Here is a 21,940-nt window from a genome sequence, read left to right as displayed (position 1 = left end):
GCCAGGGGGTCGCCGACGCCCGAGGTCAGGGAGTCTCCGAGCGCGGCGAAGCGCAGGGCGGTGGGTGGGCCCGCTGTGTTGCCCGGTGGGGTCATCGGGGTGCCCCGTCCGGGCGGCGTACGGCGCGTACGACGGGGGCGGTCGGCTCCGGCGCGACCGGCGCGGGGGCCGGCGTGCGCAGCGGCGCCGTGTCGTGGGCCGCGAGGAACGCGTTGACCGCGTTGCTCCAACTGAACAGTTCCGCGCGGGTCCTGGCCGCCTCCCGCCGTGCGCCTTCGGGCCGGTCGAGCAGTTCCTGTACGGCGTCGGCGAACGCCGCGCCCTGGTCGGCCGCCGCGAGGCCCGCGTCCCCGATGACCTCGGGCAGCGCCGACGACGCGCTCGCGACCACCGGCGTGCCGGAGGCCAGGGCCTCCAGGGCCGACAGTCCGAAGGTCTCGGCGGGGCCCGGCGCCAGACAGATGTCGGCGGACGCCTGGAGGTCGGCCATCGACTCGCGGTCGCCGACATGGCCGAGGAACAGCGCGGGCAGCCGCTGGGCCCGTGCCCTGCGGACGAGTCCCGGCCGCAGCGGTCCGTCGCCCGCGACGACCAGCACCGCGCTCACGCCGCGCGCCCGCAGTTCGGCGAGCGCGTCGAGGGCGGTGCCCGGCCGCTTCTCCACCGAGAGCCGGGAGCCGAGCAGCAGGAGCACGTCGGCGCCCCGTGCGTACTTCTCGCGCAGTGCGGCGCTGCGCCGGTCCGGCCGGCAGCGGACCAGGTCGACGCCGAGCGGCGCGCGGACCACGTTGCGCGCGCCGATGCGCAGGAACTCCCGCTCCGACCACTCGGTGGTGCACACGATCCGCGAGTACGCCCAGGCGCTGCGCGTGTTGATCCGGTCGGCCGTCCGGCCGGCCGCCGCCCCCGGCACGCCCCAGGTGCGCAGGACGCCGTCGGCGGTCTCGTGGGAGACCATGACGGAAGGGACGCGGTTGCGGCGCGCCCACTCCCCCGTCCAGCGCAGCGTGGTCCTGTCGGACACTTCGAGCCGGTCGGGCGCGAGCGATTCGAGCAGTTCGCGCACGCCGCGCCGGGCGGTCAGCACGCGGTATCCGCCGGTGCCCGGCAGTACCGGCCCTGGGACGGTGATCACGCGCCCCTGCACGGTGTTCCGGTCGGAGGCGCGCTCGCCGGGGACGATCAGGACGGGGTCGTGACCGGCCGCGAGGTAGCCGCTGCCGAGTTCCTGGAGGGCGGTGCGCAGCCCTCCGGAGGAGGGGGTGACGAAGTTCGCCATGCGTACGATCCGCAGCCCGCTCATGCGACCACCGCCGTGCGGGCGCCGACCACGGCGCCGTAGTGGTCGATGAGCTGGTCGCCTACCGCTGTCCAGGTCCTGCTCTCGACCGTGGCGCGGCCCGCTGCGCCGAAGGCGGCGCGCAGCGCGGGCGCGTGGGCCAGGTCGCGTACCGCCTGGGTGACGGCATCGGCGTCCTGCGGTGTGACCAGCAGTCCGGTGCGGCCGTGGTCGACGAGGTCGAGGGGGCCGCCCGCGGCGGGGGCGATCACCGGCACGCCGCTCGCCATGGCCTCCTGCACGGTCTGGCAGAAGGTCTCGAAAGGGCCGGTGTGCGCGAAGACGTCGAAGGAGGCGAAGACCCGGGCGAGTTCGTCCCCTGTGGTGCGGCCGAGGAACAGCGCCCGTGGCAGCACCCCGCGCAGCGCGGTCTCGCTGGGGCCGTCCCCGACGATCACGACGCGTACGCCGGGCAGTTCGCTGACGCCGGCGAGGAGTTCGACCTGCTTCTCGGGGGCGAGCCGGCCGACGTAGCCGACGATCAGTTCGCCGTTGGGGGCGAAGCGCCGGCGCAGTGCCTCGTCGCGCAGCTCGGGCCGGAACCGTACGGCGTCGACGCCGCGCCGCCAGAGCCGCACGCGCGGGACGCCGTGCTCGGTGAGATCGCGGAGGGCGGCGCTGGAGGGGGCGAGCGTGAGGTCGGCGGCGCAGTGGACGGCGCGCAGCCGGCGCCAGGCCGCCGCCTCGCCGGCGCCGACGTAGGTGCGGGCGTAGCCGGCGAGGTCGGTCTGGTAGACGGCGACGGCGGGCAGGTGCAGCCGGGTCGCCACCGCCATGCCGCGCGCGCCGAGGATGAAGGGGCTCGCTAGGTGGACGAGGTCGGCGCGGTGGGCTGCGATGGTCGCCGCCACCCGCCTGCTGGGAAGCGCCACCCGCACCTGCGGGTAGCCGGGGAGGGGGACGGAGGGCACGCGCACCACGGGGCACGGTGCGTCGAATTCGCCGGCGCCGGCCACGGCCGGTGCGATGACGAGCGGATCGTGGCCGCGTGCGGCGAGGTGCCGCGCGGTCTGCAGGGCGCAGTGGGCTACGCCGTTGACATCTGGCGGGAAGGACTCGGTGACGATGACGACACGCATACTCGTGTTGTCGTCTCACGGGACGTGTCCCTGCCAACGTGGATCTTTCCGCGTGGGAAACGTCCCATGAGCATTGGCCTTCGACCCCTCAAGGCCTCTTGTCGGCCATCTTCACAGCGCCGCCGCGTCGGGCCCCATTCTGCTGCGGACCGCCGTCTGCACCTCGGCCTCCTCGGCGGGGTCGGCGGCCAGCCGCCTGAGCCGCTCGGCGACGCGTACGTCTCCGGTCTCCGCGTGCAGGGCGGCGACCTCGCGGGTGGTCTCCTCGCAGTCCCACAGGCATTCGACGGCGAAGCCCGTGGCGTACGAGGGGTCGGTGGCGGCCAGTGCCCTGGCGGTGCGGCCGCGCAGATGCGAGGAGGCGGTCTCGCGGTAGACGTGGCGCAGGACGGGCGCGGCGCAGGCGATGCCGAGCCGTCCCGCCCCGTCGACGAGGGTCCACAGCGGCTGGGCGTCGGGGCCCTCGGCCCGTACGGTTTCGCGCAGCGCGCCGAGCACGAGCTGGGCGTCCTGGGGGGTGCCGCGTGAGGCGAGCACCCCGGCGGCGGAGGCGCCGAGTGCGTCGGGCCGGTGGATCCAGCCGCGGGCCCGGTCGACGGCCTCGTCGCCGCACATCCGCTCGAACGCGGAGACGGCGGCGTCGGAGACCGTGCGCTCCAGGCCGCCCGCAGCCGATTCGATCAGGTCGAGCACGACGGGGTCGGCGATCTGGGCCAGGTAGTGGAGGGCGGCGCAGCGGGCGCCTTCGGGGCCGCCGCGGGCGGCCTCGACGATGGCGGGCCTGTCGTCGGGTCCGGCCACGGCGCTCAGGCACCTGGCGGCCGGTACGTGGAGTTCGCTGCCGCGCTCGGTGCCCTGCTGGGCCCAGTCGAACACCGCCTGGACGCTCCAGCCGGGGCGCGGTCCGCTCGGGCGCATCTGGCGTTGCCAGCGGTCGAAGGAGCCCTGTTCGCCCGCGGCCTTGATCCGGCCGCCGACAGCGGCGCGCGGATCTTCGGCCCACAGCCGCCAGGGCCGGGGTTCGAAGGCGTCCCGTACGGCGGAGGCCAGTTCGGCGTCGCCCTCGGGGGTGGCGGGGAAGCGGGCGAGCACGGGCGCCGCGAGGGAGCGCAGGCCCGTGTCGTCGTCGCGCAGCGCCAGTTCGTCCAGGGCCCAGGCCCAGTTGGCGCCGGTCGCCGCGTAGCGCCTGAGCAGGTCGAGGGCGTCGCGCCGGTCGTACGAGGCGAGATGGCCGAGTACGGCGAGGGCGAGCCCGGTCCTGGTCTCCTCGGTGTCGAAGTGGTCCTCGGCGCGGAAGAGGTGGTGGTCGATCGCGTCGAGTCCGCCGTGGAGGTCCAGGTAGAGGCGTGCGTAGTACAGCGAACGGTTCTCGACCTGCCAGTCGTGGCGCGGGTCGTTCAGTACGCAGTGGTTCAGGGCGGCGAGCGCCTCGGCGCGCGGCGCCGCCAGCGCGTGCAGGGTGCCGTCGCCGCGGCCCCGCTGCAGCAGACCGAGCAGCGTGCCGCTCGGCGCTATGACTGGATCAAACATGGGCAAGCCTCACATCAAGCTGTCGACGCGACCGGGGAGCGTTCCTAGGCCACGCGGCAACATGGGAGACCCGCTGTCGTCGTGCGCTTGGTGCAGACCATCTTTCTCAGCCTCTCGTCGGCGGTCCGTTGCGGGCCCGCCGTCATGATGACCCAGCCATTTCGCCGACGCGACCACATTTCGACCGCGCGGCCTACCGGCCGGTAGGGGGACGGGTGCCATGCTGCCCGGCTCACCGGGCCCCGAACAGTTCCAGAAGTTGCTCTTTCCCGAACATCCGCGCCGTATCCACGGCCGAGGGCGTTCCGGCCGCCGGGTCGGCGCCGCCGGACAGCAGGGCGTCGATCACCGCGTCCTCGCCCTTGAAGACGGCGCCGGCCAGCGGGGTCTGGCCGCGGTCGTTGGCGCGGTCGGCGTCGGCGCCGCGCTCCAGCAGGACGCGGACCGCGGGGGCGTGGCCGTGATAGGCGGCGAGCATGACGAGCGAGTCGCCCCTGTCGTTGGTGAGGTTCGCCGAGACTCCGGCGTCCACGTAAGCGGCCAGCGTCTCGGCGTCACCACGCCTGGCCAGCTCGAAGAGCTTCGTCGCCAGTTCGATCACACCGGGGTCCGGGACCTCGTTCATCGGGGACCGCCTCTCATGTCGTCGGCCTGCTGCGGGTACGGCGCGTACGTGCCGTACCGACGAATCGACAGGGTACTGCCCCAGGTCCGCCACCGGAGCGGGGCATTCCTGTAGGCCGGTCAGGTGAAATACCCAACAATTCACCCGTTTGCACCTTTAGTCGCATTGATACTTTCTGTAAGCATGGAAGAACTCATGGTGACTGTCCCCTCAACCAGGAGAAACCTCATGATCCTGTCCATGTCAGGCGTCGTGCTGCTCGGAATCATCGTCTTCCTCTTCTTCAGGAAAGACGGGCTCAAAGCCTCACACGCGATGGTGAGCGCCCTCTTCGGCTTCTACCTGGCGGGCACCGCCATCGCCCCCAGCATCACGGCCGGCGGCGCGAGCCTCGCCGGTCTGCTGGGCGGGATCAAGTTCTGACCGTTCCCGCGTCTCTTCATCCCTTCCGCACCTCCAGGAGACAGATGTGGCCCGGCGACCACTCCCCCGCATTCTGAGCAGCGGCAGCGCCCAGCTCGCTCGCAGTCGCGAGATGGCGCGCACGGCCGCCGACAGCGCCACCGATGTTCTCCATCCGCTGATCACGGTCACGCGTGGTCTGCGGAGGCTGGCCGCCGCAGGGCGCCGGCGGTGGGCCGACACACCCAAGGACCGGCGCGGTCCCGCGCTGTTCCTCGTGGCGGCCTGTGTCCTGGTGGTCGCGCTCATCCCGTACGGGCCGCTGCTGGCCCTGATCACGGTGATGGCCGCGGCCGCCTGGAAGGGACGCGACCGCACACCGGCGCCGACCGGCCCCGACGACGCGCAGACCGGCCGCCTCCGGTCCCTCTACGAGGCGCTGGTGCCGTACTTCTCCGTGCCCGACGACCCCAGTCCGCTGTTCACCCACGGCGGCGAGTGGGGAGCGGCCTTCGGCGCCCACGAGTTCGACGCCGACGGACGGCTCAGCCGGCTGGAGCTGACGTACCCCCCTTACTTCACGGACGGCGAGCCCGAGGCCCGCGCCCGGATCGAACAGCTCCTGCACGCCAAGTCGGGGCGCGGCAGGGAGTACCTGTTCGACTGGAACCACGAAGCGAACCACCTGGTCATGACCGTGCTGCCGGCGCTCCCCACCACCATCGCGGCCCAGCGTTTCGTCACCGCCCCCGGCGAGACGGTGCTGGGCTTCACCGACGGCGGGGCCGTGCAGCGCACGGTCCCGGTGACGACCGGCGACGAGACCAGTGACGCCCCGCCGGTCGTGTGGCGCACGGGCCAGCGCTCGACCGAACCCCACCTGCTGATCGTCGGCCAGCCCGGCAGCGGCGCCACGAGCCTGCTCCGCTCCCTCGCCCTGCAAGCTCTCCAGCACGGCGACGTGCTGATCGTGGAGGGCAGCGGGAACGGCGAATTCGCCTGCCTGACCGGCCGCACGGGCGTGCTCGCCGTGGAGTGCGCGCCGGCCGGGGCCGCCTCCAGCCTCGAATGGGCGGCCCGGGAGACGGAGCGGCGGCTGATCGCGGCCAACCGCGCCCGGCAGGCCGGCCATCCCGCGCCGGACGACATCAAACGGCCGCTGTGGATCCTGCTGGACCGGCCGAGCGTCTTCGGCCATCTCGCCGCAGTGGAAGGGCGGCCCGACCCGCAGGAACAGCTCCAGGTGCCGCTGCGGCACGGCCGGGCGGCGAATGTGACGGTGGTCGTCGCCGACCAGTTCGACAGCGTCCAGGACCTGAGCGAGAGCGTGCTGACCCACACCCGCGCCCGGGTCGTCCTCGGCGCCGCCACCCCCGACCAGGTGGAGTGGGTCCTCGGGGCGCCGCCGCACACCACCCCCACCCCGGACGTCCCGCCCGGCAGGGGCTACGCGCGGCTCGGCACCGGCCCGGTGCTCCGGCTCCAGGTGCCGGCCACCCCCGACCCGTACGACGACGCGACGAGCGAGGCGCACCGCAGGGCCGTCCTCGACCTGCTGCCCGACCGGCACCCCTCGCTGGACGAGGCCCCCGCCGAGGAGCACCTGCCGGACGAGATCCCGGACCAGGCGGTGGAGCGCGTCGTGGAACCCGCACCGCCTGCCGTCCGGCCGGCCGACCGGACGCCGGGTCCGATCGCCGACGCGGTACCGGCCGAGGGCTGACGCCTGCCCCCGTCGCCTGACGTGCGAGCCCGCCCGTCAGGCGACGAAGGTGCGCGGCGCGTCCGTGCCGTTGCTCGCCCCCGTCGTCACCAGCCGCGCCGCCGCGGCCAGCCGGGCAGCCGCCTCGACGGCGACCGGGCCGCCCACGGTGAACGGCAGCCGGACGTACCCCTCGAACGCGCCGTCGACCCCGAAGCGCGGCCCCGACGGCACCCGCACCCCGACCCGCTCACCGGCCTCGGCCAGCCGTGAGCCGGACAGGCCGCCGGTGCGCACCCACAGCGTGAGCCCGCCGCGCGGCACCTCGAACTCCCAGCTCGGCAGCGCCTCGCGGACCGCGGCGACCAGCGCGTCGCGGTTCTCCCGCGCCTGGGCGCGGCGCAGCGCGACCGCCTCCTCCCAGCCGCCGGTACGCATCAGCCAGTTGACGGCGAGCTGTTCCAGCACCGGTGTGCCGAGGTCCGCGTAGGCACGCGCGGAGACCAGGGACCTGATCACATCGGGGGCCGCACGCACCCAGCCGATGCGCATGCCCGCCCAGAACGCCTTGCTCGTCGAGCCGACCGTCAGCACCGTGCTGCCCGCGGGGTCGAAGGCGCACACCCGCCGGGGCATCTCGACGTCCGGGTCCAGCCGCAGTTCGGACATGGTCTCGTCGACCACCAGGACCGTACCGGCCGACCGCGCGGCGTCGACGAGCTGCCTGCGCTGGTCCTCGTCGGCGAGCGCACCGGTCGGGTTGTGGAAGTCGGCGACGACGTACGCGAGCCGGGGCGCCGCCTCGCGCAGCACCTGGCGCCAGCGCGGCAGGTCCCAGCCGCCGAGCCCCTCGGCCATGGCGACGGGCACCAGCCGGGCACCCGACTCCCGCATCAACTGGAGGATGTTGGCGTACGAAGGCGACTCCACGGCGATGCGCTCGCCGCGCCCGGCGAAGAGATGGCAGATCGCGTCCATGGCGCCCATCGCGCCGGTGGTGACCATGATCTGCTCCGGCATGGTCGGGATGCCGCGCTCGGTGTACCGGTCGGCGAGCATCCGCCGCAGCGAGGGCAGTCCCGCCGGGTAGTCGCCGTGGGTGTGCGCGTACGGCGGCAGCTCCTCCAGCGCGCCGTGCACCCCGCGGGTCAGCCACGGCTCGGGCGCCGGCAGCGCGGCCGTACCGAGGTCGATCATGGAGCCGAGCGACTCGGGCGGCAGCGGTTCGAGGCCCCGGGCCGGCAGCGGATTGCCGGCCGGTACGGCGGTCCAGCTTCCGGCGCCCCTGCGGGATTCGAGGAAGCCCTCGCCGCGCAGCGCCTCGTAGGCGGCGGCGACGGTCGTACGGCTCACCGAAAGGGCCAGCGCCAGCTCCCGCTCGGCGGGCAGCCGGGCGGCGACCGGGACCCGGCCTTCGAGGACCAGCAACCGGATCCCGTCGGACAGCGCGCGGTAGGCGGGCGGCTTGCGCGTGCCCGAACCCGCGGGACGGGACTGCTGCGCCTTGAGCTGGCGGGCGAGCTGGGCAGCGCCCACTGCCGATGTCCACTGCGTCATGAAGTCGGTCCACCTTCCCCGAATTGGCCATGGCCGGTCCGTACCGACCAGCCACAGAGTGACATGAGCCGGTCCACCATCGCCACCAGGGAGCACCACATGGCCATCACCGCCCGTCTGCGCGGAGTGCGGCTCGGCCGCCGGCTGACCCAGTTGTACGTGGGGCTCGCCCTGTACGGGGCCAGCTCGGCGCTGCTGGTCAGGGGCGGCCTCGGGCTTGAGCCGTGGGGCGTGCTGCACCAAGGGCTTTCCGAGCTGACCGGGCTGACCATGGGGGTGGTCTCGATCTTCGTGGGCGCCGCCGTCCTGCTGCTGTGGATACCGCTGCGGCAGCGGCCGGGGCTGGGCACCGTCTCCAACGTCTTCGTCGTCGGGATCGCGATGGACGCGACGCTGGACCTGGTGCCGGACGGGCACGGCGCCGCGACCAGGATCTCCCTGCTGGTCGGCGGCATCGTCGTGCAGGGTGCGGCGACGGGCCTCTACATCGCGGCCAGGCTCGGCCCGGGACCGCGCGACGGTCTGATGACCGGGCTGCACCGGGTGACAGGGCGCTCGATCCGGCTGGTCCGTACGGCGCTGGAGGTCGCCGTCGTCGCCACCGGGTTCGCGCTGGGCGGCTCCCTGGGCGTCGGCACCGTCGTCTACGCGCTCTCCATCGGCCCGCTCGCCCAGCTCTTCCTGCGCGTCTTCGCCATTCCCACGGCCCCCACCGGCAGCGCGCTGGTCGCCGCAGGGACACCGGAGGGCGCGATACTGCCGCGGTGAACCGTCACCCCTACCTCGACCATCCGACCCCGATCCCCTTCGCGCACCGCGGCGGAGCGGCCGACGGCATCGAGAACACGGCAGCCGCCTTCCGCAGGGCGGCCGCGCTCGGCTACCGGTACTTCGAGACCGATGTGCACGCGACCGCGGACGGGCGGCTCGTCGCCTTCCACGACGCGACCCTGGACCGGGTCACCGACGGCACGGGCCGGATCGGGGACCTGCCCTGGCACCAGGTGCGCCGGGCCAGGGTCGGCGGCCGGGAGCCGCTGCCGCTCTTCGAGGAGCTGCTGGAGGAGTTCCCCGACGCGCGCTGGAACGTGGACATCAAGGCCGCGCCCGCGCTGGAGCCGCTGGTCGAGCTGATCCGGGCGACCGACAGTTGGGACCGGGTGTGCGTCGGCTCGTTCTCCGAGACGCGGGTGGCAGCGGCGGCGCAGCTCGCCGGGGACCGCCTCGCCACCTCGTACGGCATCCGCGGGGTGCTCGGGCTGCGGCTGCGCTCGTACCGGATCCCGGTCCCCGTCCGCGCGGGCGCGGTCTGCGCGCAGGTGCCGCCCGCGCACAACGGCATCCCGGTGGTGGACGAGCGGTTCGTGCGCACGGCCCACGAGCGCGGCCTGCAGGTCCATGTGTGGACGGTCAACGATCCCGCCCTGATGAACGAACTCCTCGACCTTGGCGTGGATGGCATCATGACCGATCATCTTGAGACGCTGCGCGCGGTGTTCGCCGGGCGGGGAGTCTGGCACTGAGGCCAGGCTGAGGAGGGGGGCGCGGTGACCGCGGAGACCGTGGACCTGACCGAGGGTCCTGGTGACGGCGACGGTGAGGACAAGGCCGCCGACGCGGCGCGGGAGCGCAGACGCGAGCAGCACGGCTGGTACTTCTACGACTTCGCCTGCTCCGTCTACTCGACGAGCGTCCTCACCGTCTTCCTCGGCCCCTATCTGACGTCCGTGGCCAAGGCGGCGGCCGACGCCCGCGGCTATGTCCATCCGCTCGGGATACCCGTGCGCGCCGGATCGGTGTTCGCCTACACCGTCTCGGTCTCCGTGGTCGTCGCCGTGCTGCTGATGCCGCTGGCCGGCGCTGCGGCAGACCGTACGGGCCGCAAGAAGCCGCTGCTGGCCGCCGCCGCCTACACCGGCGCCGCCGCGACGACCGGCATGTTCTTCCTGGACGGCCACCGCTATCTGCTGGGCGCGCTGCTGCTGATCGTGGCGAACGCGGCGCTGTCGGTCTCGACGGTGGTCTACAACGCGTATCTGCCGCAGATCGCGGGCCCCGAGGAGCGGGACGCGGTCTCCTCGCGCGGCTGGGCCTTCGGCTACACGTCGGGCGCCTTCGTCCTCGTCCTCAATCTCGTCCTCTACTCGGGGCACGACTCGTTCGGCGTGAGCGAGTCGACGGCGGTCCGGATCTGCCTGGCATCGGCCGGGCTGTGGTGGGGCGCCTTCACGCTCGTACCGCTCCGCAGGCTGCGGGACCGGCGGGTACCGCAGAGTGGTGAGGGCGCGGTCGGCACCGGCTGGCGGCAGTTGACGGCGACACTGCGGGACATGCGCAAGCGCCCGCTGACGCTGTCGTTCCTGCTCGCCTATCTCGTCTACAACGACGGCATCCAGACGGTCATCTCGCAGGCGTCCGTGTACGGCTCGGAGGAGCTGGGCCTCGGCCAGACCACGCTGATCGTGGCGGTGCTGCTGGTGCAGATCCTCGCGGTCGCGGGTGCGCTGGCCATGGGGCGGATGGCGCGTACGTACGGCGCGCAGCGCACCATCCTGGGGTCGCTGGCCGTCTGGACGCTGATCCTGGTCGCCGGGTACTTCCTGCCGGCGAAGGCGCCGGTCTGGTTCTTCGGGCTGGCTGCGGCGATCGGTCTGGTGCTGGGCGGCAGCCAGGCGCTGTCGCGCTCGCTGTTCTCGCATCTGGTGCCCGCCGGCAAGGAGGCGGAGTACTTCTCCGCGTACGAGATGAGCGACCGGGGGCTGAGCTGGCTCGGACCCCTGGTCTTCGGGCTCGCCTACCAGCTCACCGGCAGCTACCGGGACGCCATCATCTCGCTGGTGGTGTTCTTCGTACTCGGCTCGGTGCTGCTGGCGCGGGTGCCGGTCAGGCGTGCGGTCGCCGCCGCGGGGAACACGCTGCCCGAGCGTATTTAGACGCGAGGCGTCAAAGGGCGGTAGTGTACGCGTTTGGCCTGCCAGCCGGAGCGTTCCTGCATGCCTGAGAAGCCACAACGACGGGTGGCATCTCCTGCAAGACGTGACAAACCGGGCACTGGTGGGTACAACAAGGGGCGGCACACGGACGACGCACGACCCGGAGCGGGAATCTTTACCGCCGACCGGACGTTGACCGGATGACGACGACAGCGACATTTGTCCTGTGGGCGACAAGCCCGGGAGGCACGATTCATGAGTGAGCGAGCTCTCCGCGGCACGCGACTCGTGGTTACCAGCTACGAGACGGACCGCGGCATCGATCTGGCCCCGCGCCAGGCGGTGGAGTACGCATGCCAGAACGGTCATCGATTTGAGATGCCCTTCTCGGTAGAGGCGGAAATTCCGCCGGAGTGGGAGTGCAAGGCGTGCGGCGCCCAGGCACTCCTGGTGGACGGGGATGGTCCCGAAGAGAAGAAGGGCAAGCCTGCGCGTACGCACTGGGACATGCTCATGGAGCGGCGCACCCGCGAGGAGTTGGAGGAGGTGCTGGCCGAGAGGCTGGCCGTCCTGCGCTCCGGCGCCATGAACATCGCAGTGCACCCGCGCGACAGCCGGAAGTCCGCCTGATCGCGTAATCACCGCATAGCGCCAGTCAAGACACCAACACAAAAGCCGCGGGCCGCGACACAGATCATGTGTCGCGGCCCGCGGCTTTTGCCATGGGGGGCGGGCGTACGGCCCCGCCGGGGTCAGGAGGGTCAGGGGGTCAGCGGCGGGCGGGGGCCGTCGTCGCGCGGTCCGCCGCGCTGCTCCCGCTCGTCGTTCTTGATGACCTCGCCCTGGACGACTTTGCCGTCCGGCTGCCGCATCCGCGCCTGCTCGAAGGCCTCGCCGAGGCCGCCCGGCTGCGCGGCGGCGGTCGCCCGCAGCCGCCGCTCCAGCGTGCGCTCCGTGTAGTCGCCGAGCCTGGTGCGCAGGGCGGGTACGAGCAGCAGCAGGCCGAAGACGTCGGTGATCAGCCCCGGCACCATGATCAGCAGCCCGCCGAGCATCAGGAAGCCGTTGCGGTCGCGGCCGGGGACGGGCTCAGGCTCCACGGCCTCGCCCTGCTGCCTGCGCTGCTGCCGCTGGAGGGTCCCGGTCAGATTGCGGAAGGCGCGGCGCCCGGCGCGCTTCATGACCAGGGCCCCGACCACGATCTCCGCGATGATCAGCAGCCAGACGGTCAGCCCGCCTGCGGCCCCGGCGACCAGCACCAGCAGCCAGATCTCCAGCGCCAGCCAGACAGCGATGCCGAGCGGCACGAGCGTACGGGCGCGCGAGCGCCTGGGTGCGGTCCGATGCGGGGCGGTCGTCATACGTCCAGTGTGCCTGGCCGGGCCGCACGATGGCGTATGAGGGCCGTTATGAGGCCCCTGTGACACCCATGGGCGGGCAGGGGACGGGCGCGGGCCGGCGGAGCTGCGGAGATCAGGAGGGTTTGCGTCCCAGCAGCCGGTTCGCCCGGGACTCCACACCCCAGGCGGTGACCCGCCAGAGCGCCTCGACGAAGATGTCGCGGCTCATCTTGGAGTCGCCCAGCTCGCGGTCGACGAAGGTGATGGGCACCTCGACCACATGGAACCCGGCGTCGATCGCGCGCCGGGCGAGGTCGACCTGGAAGCAGTAGCCCGCCGAGGCGACGGCGTCGAGTCCCAGTCCCGCCAGGGTCTCCGCGCGGAAGGCCCGGTAGCCGCCGGTCACGTCGCGCATCGGGACGCCGAGCAGGAGGCGCGAATAGGTGCTGCCGCCACGGGAGATGAGTTCGCGGCTCTTGGGCCAGTTGACGACCCGGCCGCCGGGCATCCAGCGCGAGCCGAGCACCAGGTCGGCGCCCTTGAGCGCGGTCAGCAGCCGGGGCAGTTCCTCGGGCTGGTGCGAGCCGTCGGCGTCCATCTCGACCAGGACGCCGTAGCCGTGCTCGATGCCCCAGCGGAAGCCCGCCATGTAGGCGGCGCCGAGCCCTTCCTTGCCCTTGCGGTGCAGCACATGCACCTGCTCGTCGGCCGCCGCGAGTTCGTCGGCGAGCTTGCCGGTGCCGTCGGGGCTGTTGTCGTCGGCGACGAGGATGTCGACCGCCGGCACCGCCGCCCGTACCCGGGCGACGATCGGCTTGATGTTCTCGGCCTCGTTGTAGGTCGGAATGATCACCAGGGCCTTGCCCAGCGGGCCGAACCGCCTCTGACCGCCGTCGTTCACTACTGCCCCTTAGTCGCCGTACGCCGATGCATCAGCTTAGCGAGCGCGGAGGGGCCGGACGCCCACGCGGTGGGCGGGTGCGGTGCGTCGCGGTACCGAATCGGCCCGGTGTCGTACGGAAAGGGCGATCTTGCCCGCGCCGCGGCCGGCGGACCGGGTCCGGGCGGGGCGGCCGTGCTGCGGATCGGGTCCCGGCGTCCTTCGGGCCGACCTGGGGCCCGCTGGCTGCGGGCCAACCGAAAGCCGTTGTCTACTGAACGCCGGGGCCCCACCCGGGTCACACCCGCCGGCCGGCTGAAACCTTCCCTCGCCCCCGAGGCGCGGGTGCTGGACCTGGCTCCCAGTGGTGGTGCGCCGGTGCGGCGCACCGCCCCATGACCCAGCGGCGTTCGACGACTGCGTGGAGGTTGCCGGACGGACGTACGGTGGTGGACCTGGCCGAACCTACCCGCCTCCGGCCGCTCACTGTCAACAGCCGTTTGACCTGCGACGTTCACCTAAATTAGCAGGTCAGCGGGGAGGCGCCGCAAGCGGCGGCACGGCCGGGTAGGCATCGGTCGGCGGTACGAAATATCCGCACGTCACTCGTTCGGGCGCATGAAGACCGTTTGACCACCGACCACGGTCCGCAGACATTCGGGCAGCGGGCGCCCCGGGGTCAGGTCCGGCAGACCCGGTGTCCCGGAGCGCGGATCGGTCGACCAGCGGGCCACCCGGTCGTCGGGCGCCTGGACCACCAGCTCCTCCGTCCGCCACACGGCGTAGTCGGCGGGTGCGCCCGGTACGAGCGTCCCTGCGTCGTCGCGGCCGACGGCGCGCCAGCCGCCGCGGGTGTGAGCGGTGAAGGCGGCCCGTACGGAGATCCGGTGCTCGGGGGTGCGGTGGAAGGCGGCGGCCCTGACCGTGCCCCACGGGTCCAGCGGGGTGACCGGGCTGTCGGAGCCGAGGGCGAGCGGCACCCCGGCCCGCAGCAGCGCCGCGTACGGGTTGAGGGTGCGGGCCCTGTCGGCGCCGAGCCGTTCCACGTACATGCCGTCCTCGCCGCCCCAGGCCGCGTCGAAGCCCGGCTGGACGGACGCGGTCAGGCCGAGATCCGCGAAGCCGGCGATCGTGCCGGGGGTGAGCATCTCGGCGTGCTCCACCCGGTGCCTGGCCGCCCGCACCCGCGCCACCCCGACCCGGTCGGCCGCCGCCCGCACTCCTTCGACCACGGCGTCGACCGCCGCGTCGCCGATGGCGTGGAACCCCGCCTGGAGCCCGGCCTCGGTGCACGCGGCCACATGGGCGGCGATGGCGGCCGCGTCCAGGTGCGCGCTGCCCGTGTGGGCGGCGTCGGCGTACGGCTCGCGCAGACAGGCCGTGTGGGAGCCCAGCGAGCCGTCCACGAAGAGATCACCCGCCGCGCCCACGGCGCCCAGCTCACGGACCCGCCTGGCGCCCTTCTCGTCGCTGATCAGCTCGGCCCAGTACCCGGACACCCGGGGGCCCGGCTCCCCCGCCGCCAGGCCCAGCAGCGCGGCGAAGTCGTCCTCGTCGGAGATGTCGGGTCCCGCGCACTCGTGGAGCGAGCCGATACCGAGCGAGGCCGCCCGGCGCAGCGCCGCCCGCTGGGCTTCCGCGCGCTGGGCCGGGGTGATCGCCCCGTAGGCCGCCGCGCGCACCGCGTGGTGGGCGGCGGCGGTCAGCGGCGCTTCCGCTTCGTAGCCGGCGAGGCCGGTGACACCGGGGACCAGGTCGAGCAGCGCCGTGGTCACCACGGCCGAGTGGACGTCGATACGGGTCAGGTACAGCGGCCGGCCGGCCGCCGCCTCGTCCAGCTCGGCGCGGGACGGGGCGCGCCGCTCGGGCCAGCGGGCCGAGTCCCAGCCGTGGCCGAGCAGGATCCGGTCGCCGGGGCGGGCCGCCGCGTGGTCCCGTACGAGCCGCAGCGCCTCGGTCAGGGTGGCGGCGCCGGACAGGTCGAGCCCGGTGAGGGCGAGTCCGGTGGCTGTGGTGTGGACGTGGGCGTCGGTGAACGCCGGGGTGACGAGAGCGCCTTCGAGGTCGACGATCTCGTCGACGCCGGTGGCGAACGCGTCGGCGGCGCCCTCGGAGCCGACCCAGGCGACATGGCCGCGCTCCACCACCATCGCCGTGGCGAAGGGGTCGGCGGGGCTGTGGACTTCTCCGCCGCGCAGCAGGACGGTGCGGTGGTCGCTCCGGGGGGCGGTGGCGGGGGCGGTGCTCTCGTTCATGGGCCCAAGTCTCGCGCCCCGGGCGGTGCGCCTCGCGCCCGGGTGGCGCCGCTCGCGGCTCAGAAGTGCGGCGGCCGTGCCTCGTACGGCGTCGACAGCACGACGGTGGTGCGGGTGGAGACGCCGGCCAGCGTGCGGATGCGGGTCAGCAGGTCCTCCAGTTCCAGCGGGGTCGCGACCCGGACCTTGAGGATGTAGTTCTCGTCGCCCGCCACGCTGTGGCACGCCTCGATCTCGGGAATGCCGGCGAGCCGGTCCGCGATGTCGTCGGGGGCGCTCGGATCGAACGGTTTCACCGAGATGAACGCGGTCAGCGGCAGCCCGACCGCCTCGGGGTCGACGACGGCGGCGTATCCCCTGACCACTCCGCGCTGCTCCAGCCGGCGTACCCGCTGATGCACCGCCGACGTGGACAGGCCGGTGGCCTTGCCCAGGTCGGTGTAGCTCATCCGGCCGTCCTTGACGAGCAACTCCACGATCTGACGATCCAGCTCCTCCATGGCGATCAACCTATTCCCCCGGGCGGGCTCCGGCACAGTGGTCTGCGGTGACCACCGGCACCCGCGACGGGCATGTGACGAAGACCACAGGTCCCGGGACCGGTCCTTCGGTGCCGCACGGTTACTCGGCGCGCACGCAGGGAAGTGCTTGCTGTGGTCGAGACCACAAGTGCCTGGTCGGCCCACCCGAGGGGGAATGTCTCCATGCAGAAGCTGAACCGCGCCGGAAACTCCGAACCGGAGCCCGTCGAGTTCGTCGAAACGGACGAGTTCGACTCGTACGACACCTTCGAGATGTACCGCGTGGTCTGCCCGGACTGTGCACAGCCGATCGCGCTGCTGGCGGACGAGGACGTCCTGCCCGAGCACGCGCTGTGCCCCTCCCCCTGGAACCCGTTCGTGCTGTCGGTGTGTGCCGGTACGGGTACGGCGGCGGCGCAGGCGCGGCCGGCCGACGAGACGTTCGACGCCCAGGAGCAGGACACCGCACTGCTGTTGACGCTCCCTCAGGGGCTCGACTGGCGGACCCAGCCGTTCTCGCACGTCGGCGGCCCGGCCTCCCGGCCCGTCAAGATCGCCCGCGCGGCTTGAGCCCGTTCCGCGGCTGAAACTGTCTCCGCCGCAACTCACCGACAACGCCCGCGTCATGACGGTTCGTCATGACGCGGGCGTTGTCGGTGGTTTCAGTGTGTCTCGGGACCCACCAGATGACGGGCGATCACCATGCGCTGGATCTGGTTGGTGCCCTCGACGATCTGCATCACCTTGGCCTCGCGCATGTAGCGCTCCACCGGGAAGTCGGTGGTGTAGCCGTAGCCGCCGAGCACCTGCACCGCGTCCGTGGTGACCTGCATCGCCGTGTCCGTGCAGAACAGCTTGGCCATGGCGGCCTGTTGGGAGAACGGCCGGCCCATGTCCCGCAGCCGCGCAGCGGCGAGGTAGAGCGAGCGCCCGGCCTCGACGCGGGTCGCCATGTCGGCGAGCAGGAAGCGCAGTCCCTGGAAGTCGGCGATCGGTCTGCCGAACTGCTCGCGGCCCGTGGCGTATCGGACCGCCTCGTCCAGCGCCGCCTGGGCGAGTCCGATCGCGGCGGCGGCGATGCCGAGCCGGCCCGAGTCGAGGGCGGAGAGGGCGATGGCGAATCCCTGGCCCTCGTCGCCGATCCGGCGGCTGTCGGCCACCCGTACGCCGTCGAAGTGGAGTTGGGCGGTGGGCGAGCCCTTCATGCCCATCTTCTTCTCGGGCACGGCGGCTTCGAGCCCTGCGGCGTCGCCCGGCACCAGGAAGGCGGTGATGCCCCGGGCGCCGTCGCCGCCCGTGCGGGCGAGCACGGTGTAGAAGTCGGCGATGCCGCCGTGCGTGATCCACGCCTTGGTGCCGGTGATGACCCAGTCGTCGCCGTCGCGTACGGCCTTGGTGCGCAGCGAGGCCGCGTCGGAGCCCGAGGCGGGTTCGGAGAGGCAGTACGCGCCCAGCAGGCCGCCGCCGAGCATCGCGGGCAGATGCTCGCTCTGCTGCTCCTTGCTCCCGTAGTTGGCCAGGGCGTGGCAGGCGAGGGAGTGCACGCTGACGCCGAGGCCGACGGTGAGCCGGGCCGCTGCCAGCTCTTCGAGCACTTGGAGGTAGACCTCGTACGGCTGGTCCCCGCCGCCGTGTGCGGCGTCGTAGGGCAGGCCCAGCAGTCCCGACGCGGAGAGCAGGGTGAAGAGTTGGCGTGGGAAGTGGCCGGCTTCCTCCTCGCCGGCCGCCGTGGGCGCGATCTCGCGCTGGACGATCTCGCGGGTCAGCGTGATGAGGTCGCGGGACTCCTCGGTGGGCAACTGGCGATCCACCGGTTGCGGTGCGCGGTCGGTCATGGCTGCGCTCTCCTCCCTGTTCGGGACGGTACGGCTGTCCGCTCGCGCAGGGTAGGGCGGCGGCGCCGACTGGTGCCCGGGTGCCCCGGGCAGATGTTCTCCCCGGCCGATGCTGCCCTCCCGGATCGCGGAAGATGCTGACCAGCGGCTGTGGCGCGTCGAGTATGCCCGATCGGCCGCCATTCGTCACCGGTCGGCCGCCCGCGCTCCGGCCACCCCGGCCGACCCCGCCGATACGGAAGCGGTGACCGGATTGGTCCGCACCATTGACTCACTGGTCTAGTCCTTCTAACGTCCATCGGAACAACTTTCGTGCCCATGCCAAGTCATGTGCTTCTTCCTCCCCCACGAGGAGACACCGTGCTGAGATTCCCCCACATCCGCCCCCGCGCCCGGGGCCGGGCGCTGCTGGCCACCGCGTGTACCGCGGCGCTCGGCCTGGCCCTGCTCTCCGGAGCGGGCAGCGCGTCCGCACAGGTCGCGCCCACCGACGCGGCCCCCGCCGCCGCCGCACCGGCCGCGCCGGCGGCCGCAGGCAACAAGGTGGTCGGCTACTTCACCGACTGGGGCGTGTACGAGCGGAATTACCACGTCAAGAACATCGAGACGTCGGGCTCCGCCGACAAGCTCACCCACATCAACTACGCGTTCGGCAACGTCACCGGCGGCAAGTGCGCCATCGGTGACGCCTACGCCGACTACCAGAAGACGTACACCGCCGACCAGAGCGTGGACGGCACGGCCGACACCTGGGACCAGCCGGTGGCCGGCAGCTTCAACCAGTTGCGCGAGCTGAAGAAGCTGCACCCGGGGCTCAAGGTCCTCTGGTCGTTCGGCGGCTGGTCCTGGTCCGGCGGCTTCGGCCAGGCGGCGCAGGACCCGGCCGGCTTCGCGCAGTCCTGCCACGACCTGGTCGAGGACCCGCGCTGGGCCGATGTCTTCGACGGCATCGACATCGACTGGGAGTACCCCAACGCCTGCGGGCTGAGCTGCGACACCAGCGGTCCCGACGCGTTCAAGAACGTCGCCGCGGCGCTGCGCGGCGCCTTCGGCTCCGACCTGGTGACGGCCGCCATCACGGCTGACGGCTCGGACGGCGGCAAGATCGACGCCACCGACTACGCGGGCGCCGCCCAGTACCTCGACTGGTACAACCCGATGACGTACGACTTCTTCGGCGCCTTCGCCGCGCAGGGCCCGACCGCCCCGCACTCGCCGCTCACGTCGTACGAGGGCATCCCGACCGAGGGCTTCAACTCGGACGCCGCCATCACCAAGCTGAAGGGGCTCGGCATCCCGTCGGAGAAGCTGCTCCTCGGCATCGGTTTCTACGGCCGCGGCTGGACCGGGGTCACCCAGAAGGAGCCGGGCGGCACGGCGACGGGCGCGGCGCCCGGCACGTACGAGCCCGGAATCGAGGACTACAAGGTCCTCAAGGACAGGTGCCCGGCGAACGGCACGGTCGCCGGTACCGCTTACGCCTTCTGCGGCAACGAGTGGTGGAGCTACGACACGCCCGAGACCATCGCGGGCAAGATGCAGTACGAGAGCCAGCAGGGCCTGGGGGGCACCTTCCTCTGGGAGCTCAGCGGGGACACCGCCAACGGCGAGCTGATCAACGCCATCGGCTGACCCGCGCACAGTCGACCCGGGCGGGGAGCCGTGAGGCGGCTTCCCGCCCGGTGTCATGGACCGGACGGATCGGCGCCGGGCGGACCAGCCTCGGCGGTCGGAGCGGGCGGCTGGTCGCGGCCGGTGTACGGGCGCCAGGCCAGGTCCGGCGGCGGTGCGGGGCACTCCGGCGCGAACTCCTCGATGGTGTTGAGCGTATGACGCAGCATCCGGACCAGCAGATCGCGTGGGATCGCCAGCTCCAGCTCCTGATGGCCGAGCCATTCCAGCGTGAGCCACTCGACGCTGCTGAGCCAGCCGAGCAGGGCGAGCCGGGCGATCGGCGGGATGTCGCGGTGGCCGTAGGCGCCTTCGGCGAGGGTCGAGACCAGTTCCGTCCGCACGGCGTCGCGGATCGCCTGCACCTGGGTGTCGAAGCCGACCCCGCCGTTGATGATGGTGCGGTACGCCGCGCCGTTCTCCTGCGCGAAGCGCAGATACGCCTCGACGGTGCGCTGGATGCGCTCGGTGCGCGGCAGTCCGGGTTCGCTCGCGGCCAGCATGACGAGTTCGCCGACGGAGTGCTCGACGATGGCCAGGTAGTAGCCGCGCTTGTTCTTGAAGTAGTAGTAGATCAGCCCTTTGGCGACCCCGGCGTGCTGGGCGATGTCGTCCATCGACAGCGCGTCGTACGACGTGTCGGCGAACAACTTCCGCCCTGTCGCGATCAGTTCGGAGCGCCGCAGTTGCGATCGTGCGGATTCGCCACGCTGTTGAGAACGACTCAAATTCGCATCCTGGTCTCCGGCTGCCACGGAATCACCGCAGTATGGCAGAGCGGCCGGACACGGCTCACAAGGGGTTACCCGCGGACACCCGCCGGTGGCCGGCGCGCCTGAGCGCGCCGGCCACCGGGCTCCGGGGACGGCAGTCGGCCGTCCTCCGTCAGAGCAGACCGACCTTGCGCAGCGCGCGGCCCTGCGCCGCCGTCGGATTCGTCGGCCAGTACACGTAGCACACACCGCCCGTGCCGGAGACGGTGTCTCCCGCCGCGTTGTACCGCTTGGTCCTGAGCCAGATGGTCTCCCACTCGTGGCGGCGGTAGACCCTGCGCACCGCGTCGTCGTCGGGCGACGCCGGGTCGTTGGCGATCACGTCGCCGTCCGCCGTGAAGCCGATGACGGTCATCAGATGGCCCGAGGTGCCGTAGCCCGACCCGGTCAGCTCCTTCTCCAGGAACGACTGCGACGTTATGACCGGGATACCGGCGCCGACCAGCGTCTCGACGTCCGCGAGCGAGCCGAGCCGGGTGACGGCCGAACTCATGTCCTTGTACGTGGCGGCGTAGGCGGCGTTGAAGGGCCAGTTGCCGCAGCCGTCGTACTGGTAGTCGAAGGTGTACCGCGCCGAGTGGCAGACCTGCGGGTCCGCGTACTCCGGGTCGACCCAGGCGAGGTCCTTCGCCGACGGGCCGCGGCCCCAGTACTGGATGATCATCGCCGAGCTGGTGGGGCTGCACCATGCCTCGCCGCCGCCGTCGTACTCCGGATACTGCCCCGCGTGGATGTCCTGCGAGAAGCGCGGCACGGGCAGCTCGCGGACGAGCCCGGGGGTGGAGGCCGGGACCGTGAACCGGTCGGGGATGTCCGAGGCCATCGCGCCGAGGCGGTGGACCGTGGGGGTGAGCCCGCTGCCGGGCTTGCGGTAGAGGGTCAGCCGCAGTTGGTACGAGACGACGCGCAGCCCCGTCGTCGCGTCGTCCACGGCGAAGGTGTCGGTCCAGATGCTGCTGCGGCCGTCGCTCTGGCCGTCGACCGAGGTGCGCCGGATGTCGGCGTCGGAGTCGCCGGACGTCCAGCGCCCCAGCACGTACCACGGGGTCTTGGTCCGGTCCGAGTAGCCGCCCTGGAACTCGACCTGGAGCCAGGTGCCGGCCGGTGTCTCGGCGTTCCAGGAGGCGATCACCTCCGTGGCGGGCACGGCCGAGCGGTGCACCGGGGAGGTCCAGGTGCCGTACTCCCAGCTCGCGGTCTTTCCGGTGTGCGGGTCGGCGTAGTCGCTGCGGCCCGCCGGGGTGGAGAGCACGAGCCCCGGCCGGGCGGCGGCCACCGCGCGGGTGCCGGCGGCGGCGCCTGAGTGCCAGTCGGCGTACGAGGTCCAGAACGCGTTGTCCACGAGAGCCTTGGCGCGCGGGCGGCGGCCGTGGCTGCCACCGGCGCTGTGCGACGGGGCGGCGGAGGCCGCGGGGACGGTGGCAGCGGTGGCGGCCGCGGCCACCGTGGCGATCGCGGCGGCGAGGACGGTCCTGCGGGAGGTGGGCGTGGTCATGTG

At 72.6% G+C, this 21,940-nt stretch carries 20 protein-coding genes; 8 read left to right on the top strand and 12 right to left on the bottom strand.

The window, feature by feature from the left end:
* Nucleotides 1-91 precede the first annotated feature (91 nt).
* The 4 genes from ACZ63I_RS34460 to ACZ63I_RS34445 form a co-directional block, all read right to left on the bottom strand.
* Complete coding sequence (locus ACZ63I_RS34460; protein WP_469343442.1) at nucleotides 92-1,303, bottom strand: glycosyltransferase; 1,212 nt, start codon at nucleotides 1,301-1,303, stop codon at nucleotides 92-94.
* The gene (locus ACZ63I_RS34455; RefSeq protein WP_469343440.1) at nucleotides 1,300-2,418 is read right to left on the bottom strand and encodes a glycosyltransferase family 4 protein; all 1,119 of its coding nucleotides are present in this window, start codon (nucleotides 2,416-2,418) and stop codon (nucleotides 1,300-1,302) included. The genes ACZ63I_RS34460 and ACZ63I_RS34455 overlap by 4 nt, the downstream gene beginning before the upstream one ends.
* A gap of 111 nt (nucleotides 2,419-2,529) precedes the next feature.
* Complete coding sequence (locus ACZ63I_RS34450) at nucleotides 2,530-3,948, bottom strand: HEAT repeat domain-containing protein (RefSeq protein ID WP_469343438.1); 1,419 nt, start codon at nucleotides 3,946-3,948, stop codon at nucleotides 2,530-2,532.
* 232 nt (nucleotides 3,949-4,180) lie between these two features.
* A complete protein-coding gene (locus ACZ63I_RS34445) occupies nucleotides 4,181-4,573 on the bottom strand; it encodes an ankyrin repeat domain-containing protein (RefSeq protein ID WP_469343437.1) in 393 nt (130 codons plus the stop codon).
* 228 nt (nucleotides 4,574-4,801) lie between these two features.
* Between ACZ63I_RS34445 and ACZ63I_RS34440 the strand changes: the two genes are divergently transcribed.
* Both ACZ63I_RS34440 and ACZ63I_RS34435 read left to right on the top strand, forming a co-directional pair.
* Nucleotides 4,802-4,996 carry a hypothetical protein gene (locus ACZ63I_RS34440; RefSeq protein WP_041991757.1) on the top strand — a complete coding sequence of 65 codons (195 nt, stop codon included), beginning with the start codon at nucleotides 4,802-4,804 and terminating at the stop codon, nucleotides 4,994-4,996.
* 46 nt (nucleotides 4,997-5,042) lie between these two features.
* Nucleotides 5,043-6,698 carry a hypothetical protein gene (locus ACZ63I_RS34435; protein ID WP_469343436.1) on the top strand — a complete coding sequence of 552 codons (1,656 nt, stop codon included), beginning with the start codon at nucleotides 5,043-5,045 and terminating at the stop codon, nucleotides 6,696-6,698.
* 36 nt (nucleotides 6,699-6,734) lie between these two features.
* On the opposite strand, the gene ACZ63I_RS34430 is transcribed toward ACZ63I_RS34435, so the two are convergent.
* Entirely contained in the window at nucleotides 6,735-8,234 is a 1,500-nt protein-coding gene (locus tag ACZ63I_RS34430; RefSeq protein ID WP_469343434.1) for an SCO1417 family PLP biosynthesis transcription factor, read from the bottom strand.
* Nucleotides 8,235-8,333: 99 nt separating this feature from the next.
* Between ACZ63I_RS34430 and yczE the strand changes: the two genes are divergently transcribed.
* From yczE to ACZ63I_RS34410, 4 genes are all read left to right on the top strand, one after another.
* On the top strand, nucleotides 8,334-9,002 hold the full coding sequence (gene yczE / locus ACZ63I_RS34425) for a membrane protein YczE (RefSeq protein ID WP_469343468.1): 669 nt from the start codon (nucleotides 8,334-8,336) through the stop codon (nucleotides 9,000-9,002).
* Nucleotides 8,999-9,757: a glycerophosphodiester phosphodiesterase family protein gene (locus ACZ63I_RS34420; RefSeq protein WP_469343433.1), complete on the top strand. Its 759-nt coding sequence runs from the start codon at nucleotides 8,999-9,001 to the stop codon at nucleotides 9,755-9,757. The genes yczE and ACZ63I_RS34420 overlap by 4 nt, the downstream gene beginning before the upstream one ends.
* Before the next feature lie 45 nt (nucleotides 9,758-9,802).
* Nucleotides 9,803-11,167 carry an MFS transporter gene (locus tag ACZ63I_RS34415; protein ID WP_469343467.1) on the top strand — a complete coding sequence of 455 codons (1,365 nt, stop codon included), beginning with the start codon at nucleotides 9,803-9,805 and terminating at the stop codon, nucleotides 11,165-11,167.
* Nucleotides 11,168-11,422: 255 nt separating this feature from the next.
* Entirely contained in the window at nucleotides 11,423-11,797 is a 375-nt protein-coding gene (locus ACZ63I_RS34410) for an RNA polymerase-binding protein RbpA (RefSeq protein WP_003959706.1), read from the top strand.
* 131 nt (nucleotides 11,798-11,928) lie between these two features.
* Here the strand turns inward: ACZ63I_RS34410 and fxsA are convergent, their stop codons facing one another.
* The 4 genes from fxsA to ACZ63I_RS34390 form a co-directional block, all read right to left on the bottom strand.
* A complete protein-coding gene (gene fxsA, locus ACZ63I_RS34405; RefSeq protein ID WP_469343432.1) occupies nucleotides 11,929-12,528 on the bottom strand; it encodes an FxsA family membrane protein in 600 nt (199 codons plus the stop codon).
* Between the two features lie 112 nt (nucleotides 12,529-12,640).
* The gene (locus ACZ63I_RS34400; RefSeq protein WP_469343430.1) at nucleotides 12,641-13,408 is read right to left on the bottom strand and encodes a polyprenol monophosphomannose synthase; all 768 of its coding nucleotides are present in this window, start codon (nucleotides 13,406-13,408) and stop codon (nucleotides 12,641-12,643) included.
* A 581-nt stretch (nucleotides 13,409-13,989) separates the two neighbouring features.
* Nucleotides 13,990-15,642, bottom strand: a complete 1,653-nt coding sequence (locus ACZ63I_RS34395) for an amidohydrolase (protein WP_469343429.1) — start codon at nucleotides 15,640-15,642, stop codon at nucleotides 13,990-13,992.
* A 59-nt stretch (nucleotides 15,643-15,701) separates the two neighbouring features.
* Entirely contained in the window at nucleotides 15,702-16,142 is a 441-nt protein-coding gene (locus tag ACZ63I_RS34390; RefSeq protein ID WP_469343428.1) for an Lrp/AsnC family transcriptional regulator, read from the bottom strand.
* 204 nt (nucleotides 16,143-16,346) lie between these two features.
* Here ACZ63I_RS34390 and ACZ63I_RS34385 point away from each other — a divergent pair, with 204 nt between their 5' ends.
* Nucleotides 16,347-16,733 carry a hypothetical protein gene (locus tag ACZ63I_RS34385; protein ID WP_469343426.1) on the top strand — a complete coding sequence of 129 codons (387 nt, stop codon included), beginning with the start codon at nucleotides 16,347-16,349 and terminating at the stop codon, nucleotides 16,731-16,733.
* A gap of 92 nt (nucleotides 16,734-16,825) precedes the next feature.
* Here the strand turns inward: ACZ63I_RS34385 and ACZ63I_RS34380 are convergent, their stop codons facing one another.
* Entirely contained in the window at nucleotides 16,826-17,998 is a 1,173-nt protein-coding gene (locus ACZ63I_RS34380) for an acyl-CoA dehydrogenase family protein (protein WP_469343425.1), read from the bottom strand.
* A gap of 360 nt (nucleotides 17,999-18,358) precedes the next feature.
* On the opposite strand from ACZ63I_RS34380, the gene ACZ63I_RS34375 reads away from it, so the two are divergent.
* Nucleotides 18,359-19,630: a glycoside hydrolase family 18 protein gene (locus ACZ63I_RS34375; RefSeq protein WP_469343423.1), complete on the top strand. Its 1,272-nt coding sequence runs from the start codon at nucleotides 18,359-18,361 to the stop codon at nucleotides 19,628-19,630.
* Nucleotides 19,631-19,683: 53 nt separating this feature from the next.
* Here ACZ63I_RS34375 and ACZ63I_RS34370 read toward each other — a convergent pair whose 3' ends face one another.
* Both ACZ63I_RS34370 and ACZ63I_RS34365 read right to left on the bottom strand, forming a co-directional pair.
* On the bottom strand, nucleotides 19,684-20,397 hold the full coding sequence (locus ACZ63I_RS34370) for a TetR/AcrR family transcriptional regulator (RefSeq protein WP_469343422.1): 714 nt from the start codon (nucleotides 20,395-20,397) through the stop codon (nucleotides 19,684-19,686).
* A 157-nt stretch (nucleotides 20,398-20,554) separates the two neighbouring features.
* Nucleotides 20,555-21,937, bottom strand: a complete 1,383-nt coding sequence (locus tag ACZ63I_RS34365) for a peptidase C39 family protein (RefSeq protein ID WP_469343421.1) — start codon at nucleotides 21,935-21,937, stop codon at nucleotides 20,555-20,557.
* Nucleotides 21,938-21,940: the final 3 nt, after the last annotated feature.

The organism is Streptomyces sp. NPDC087906 (genome assembly GCF_055584925.1).
Note: the sequence above shows the minus strand (reverse complement) of the source record. Positions and strands in the feature narration are given on the sequence as shown.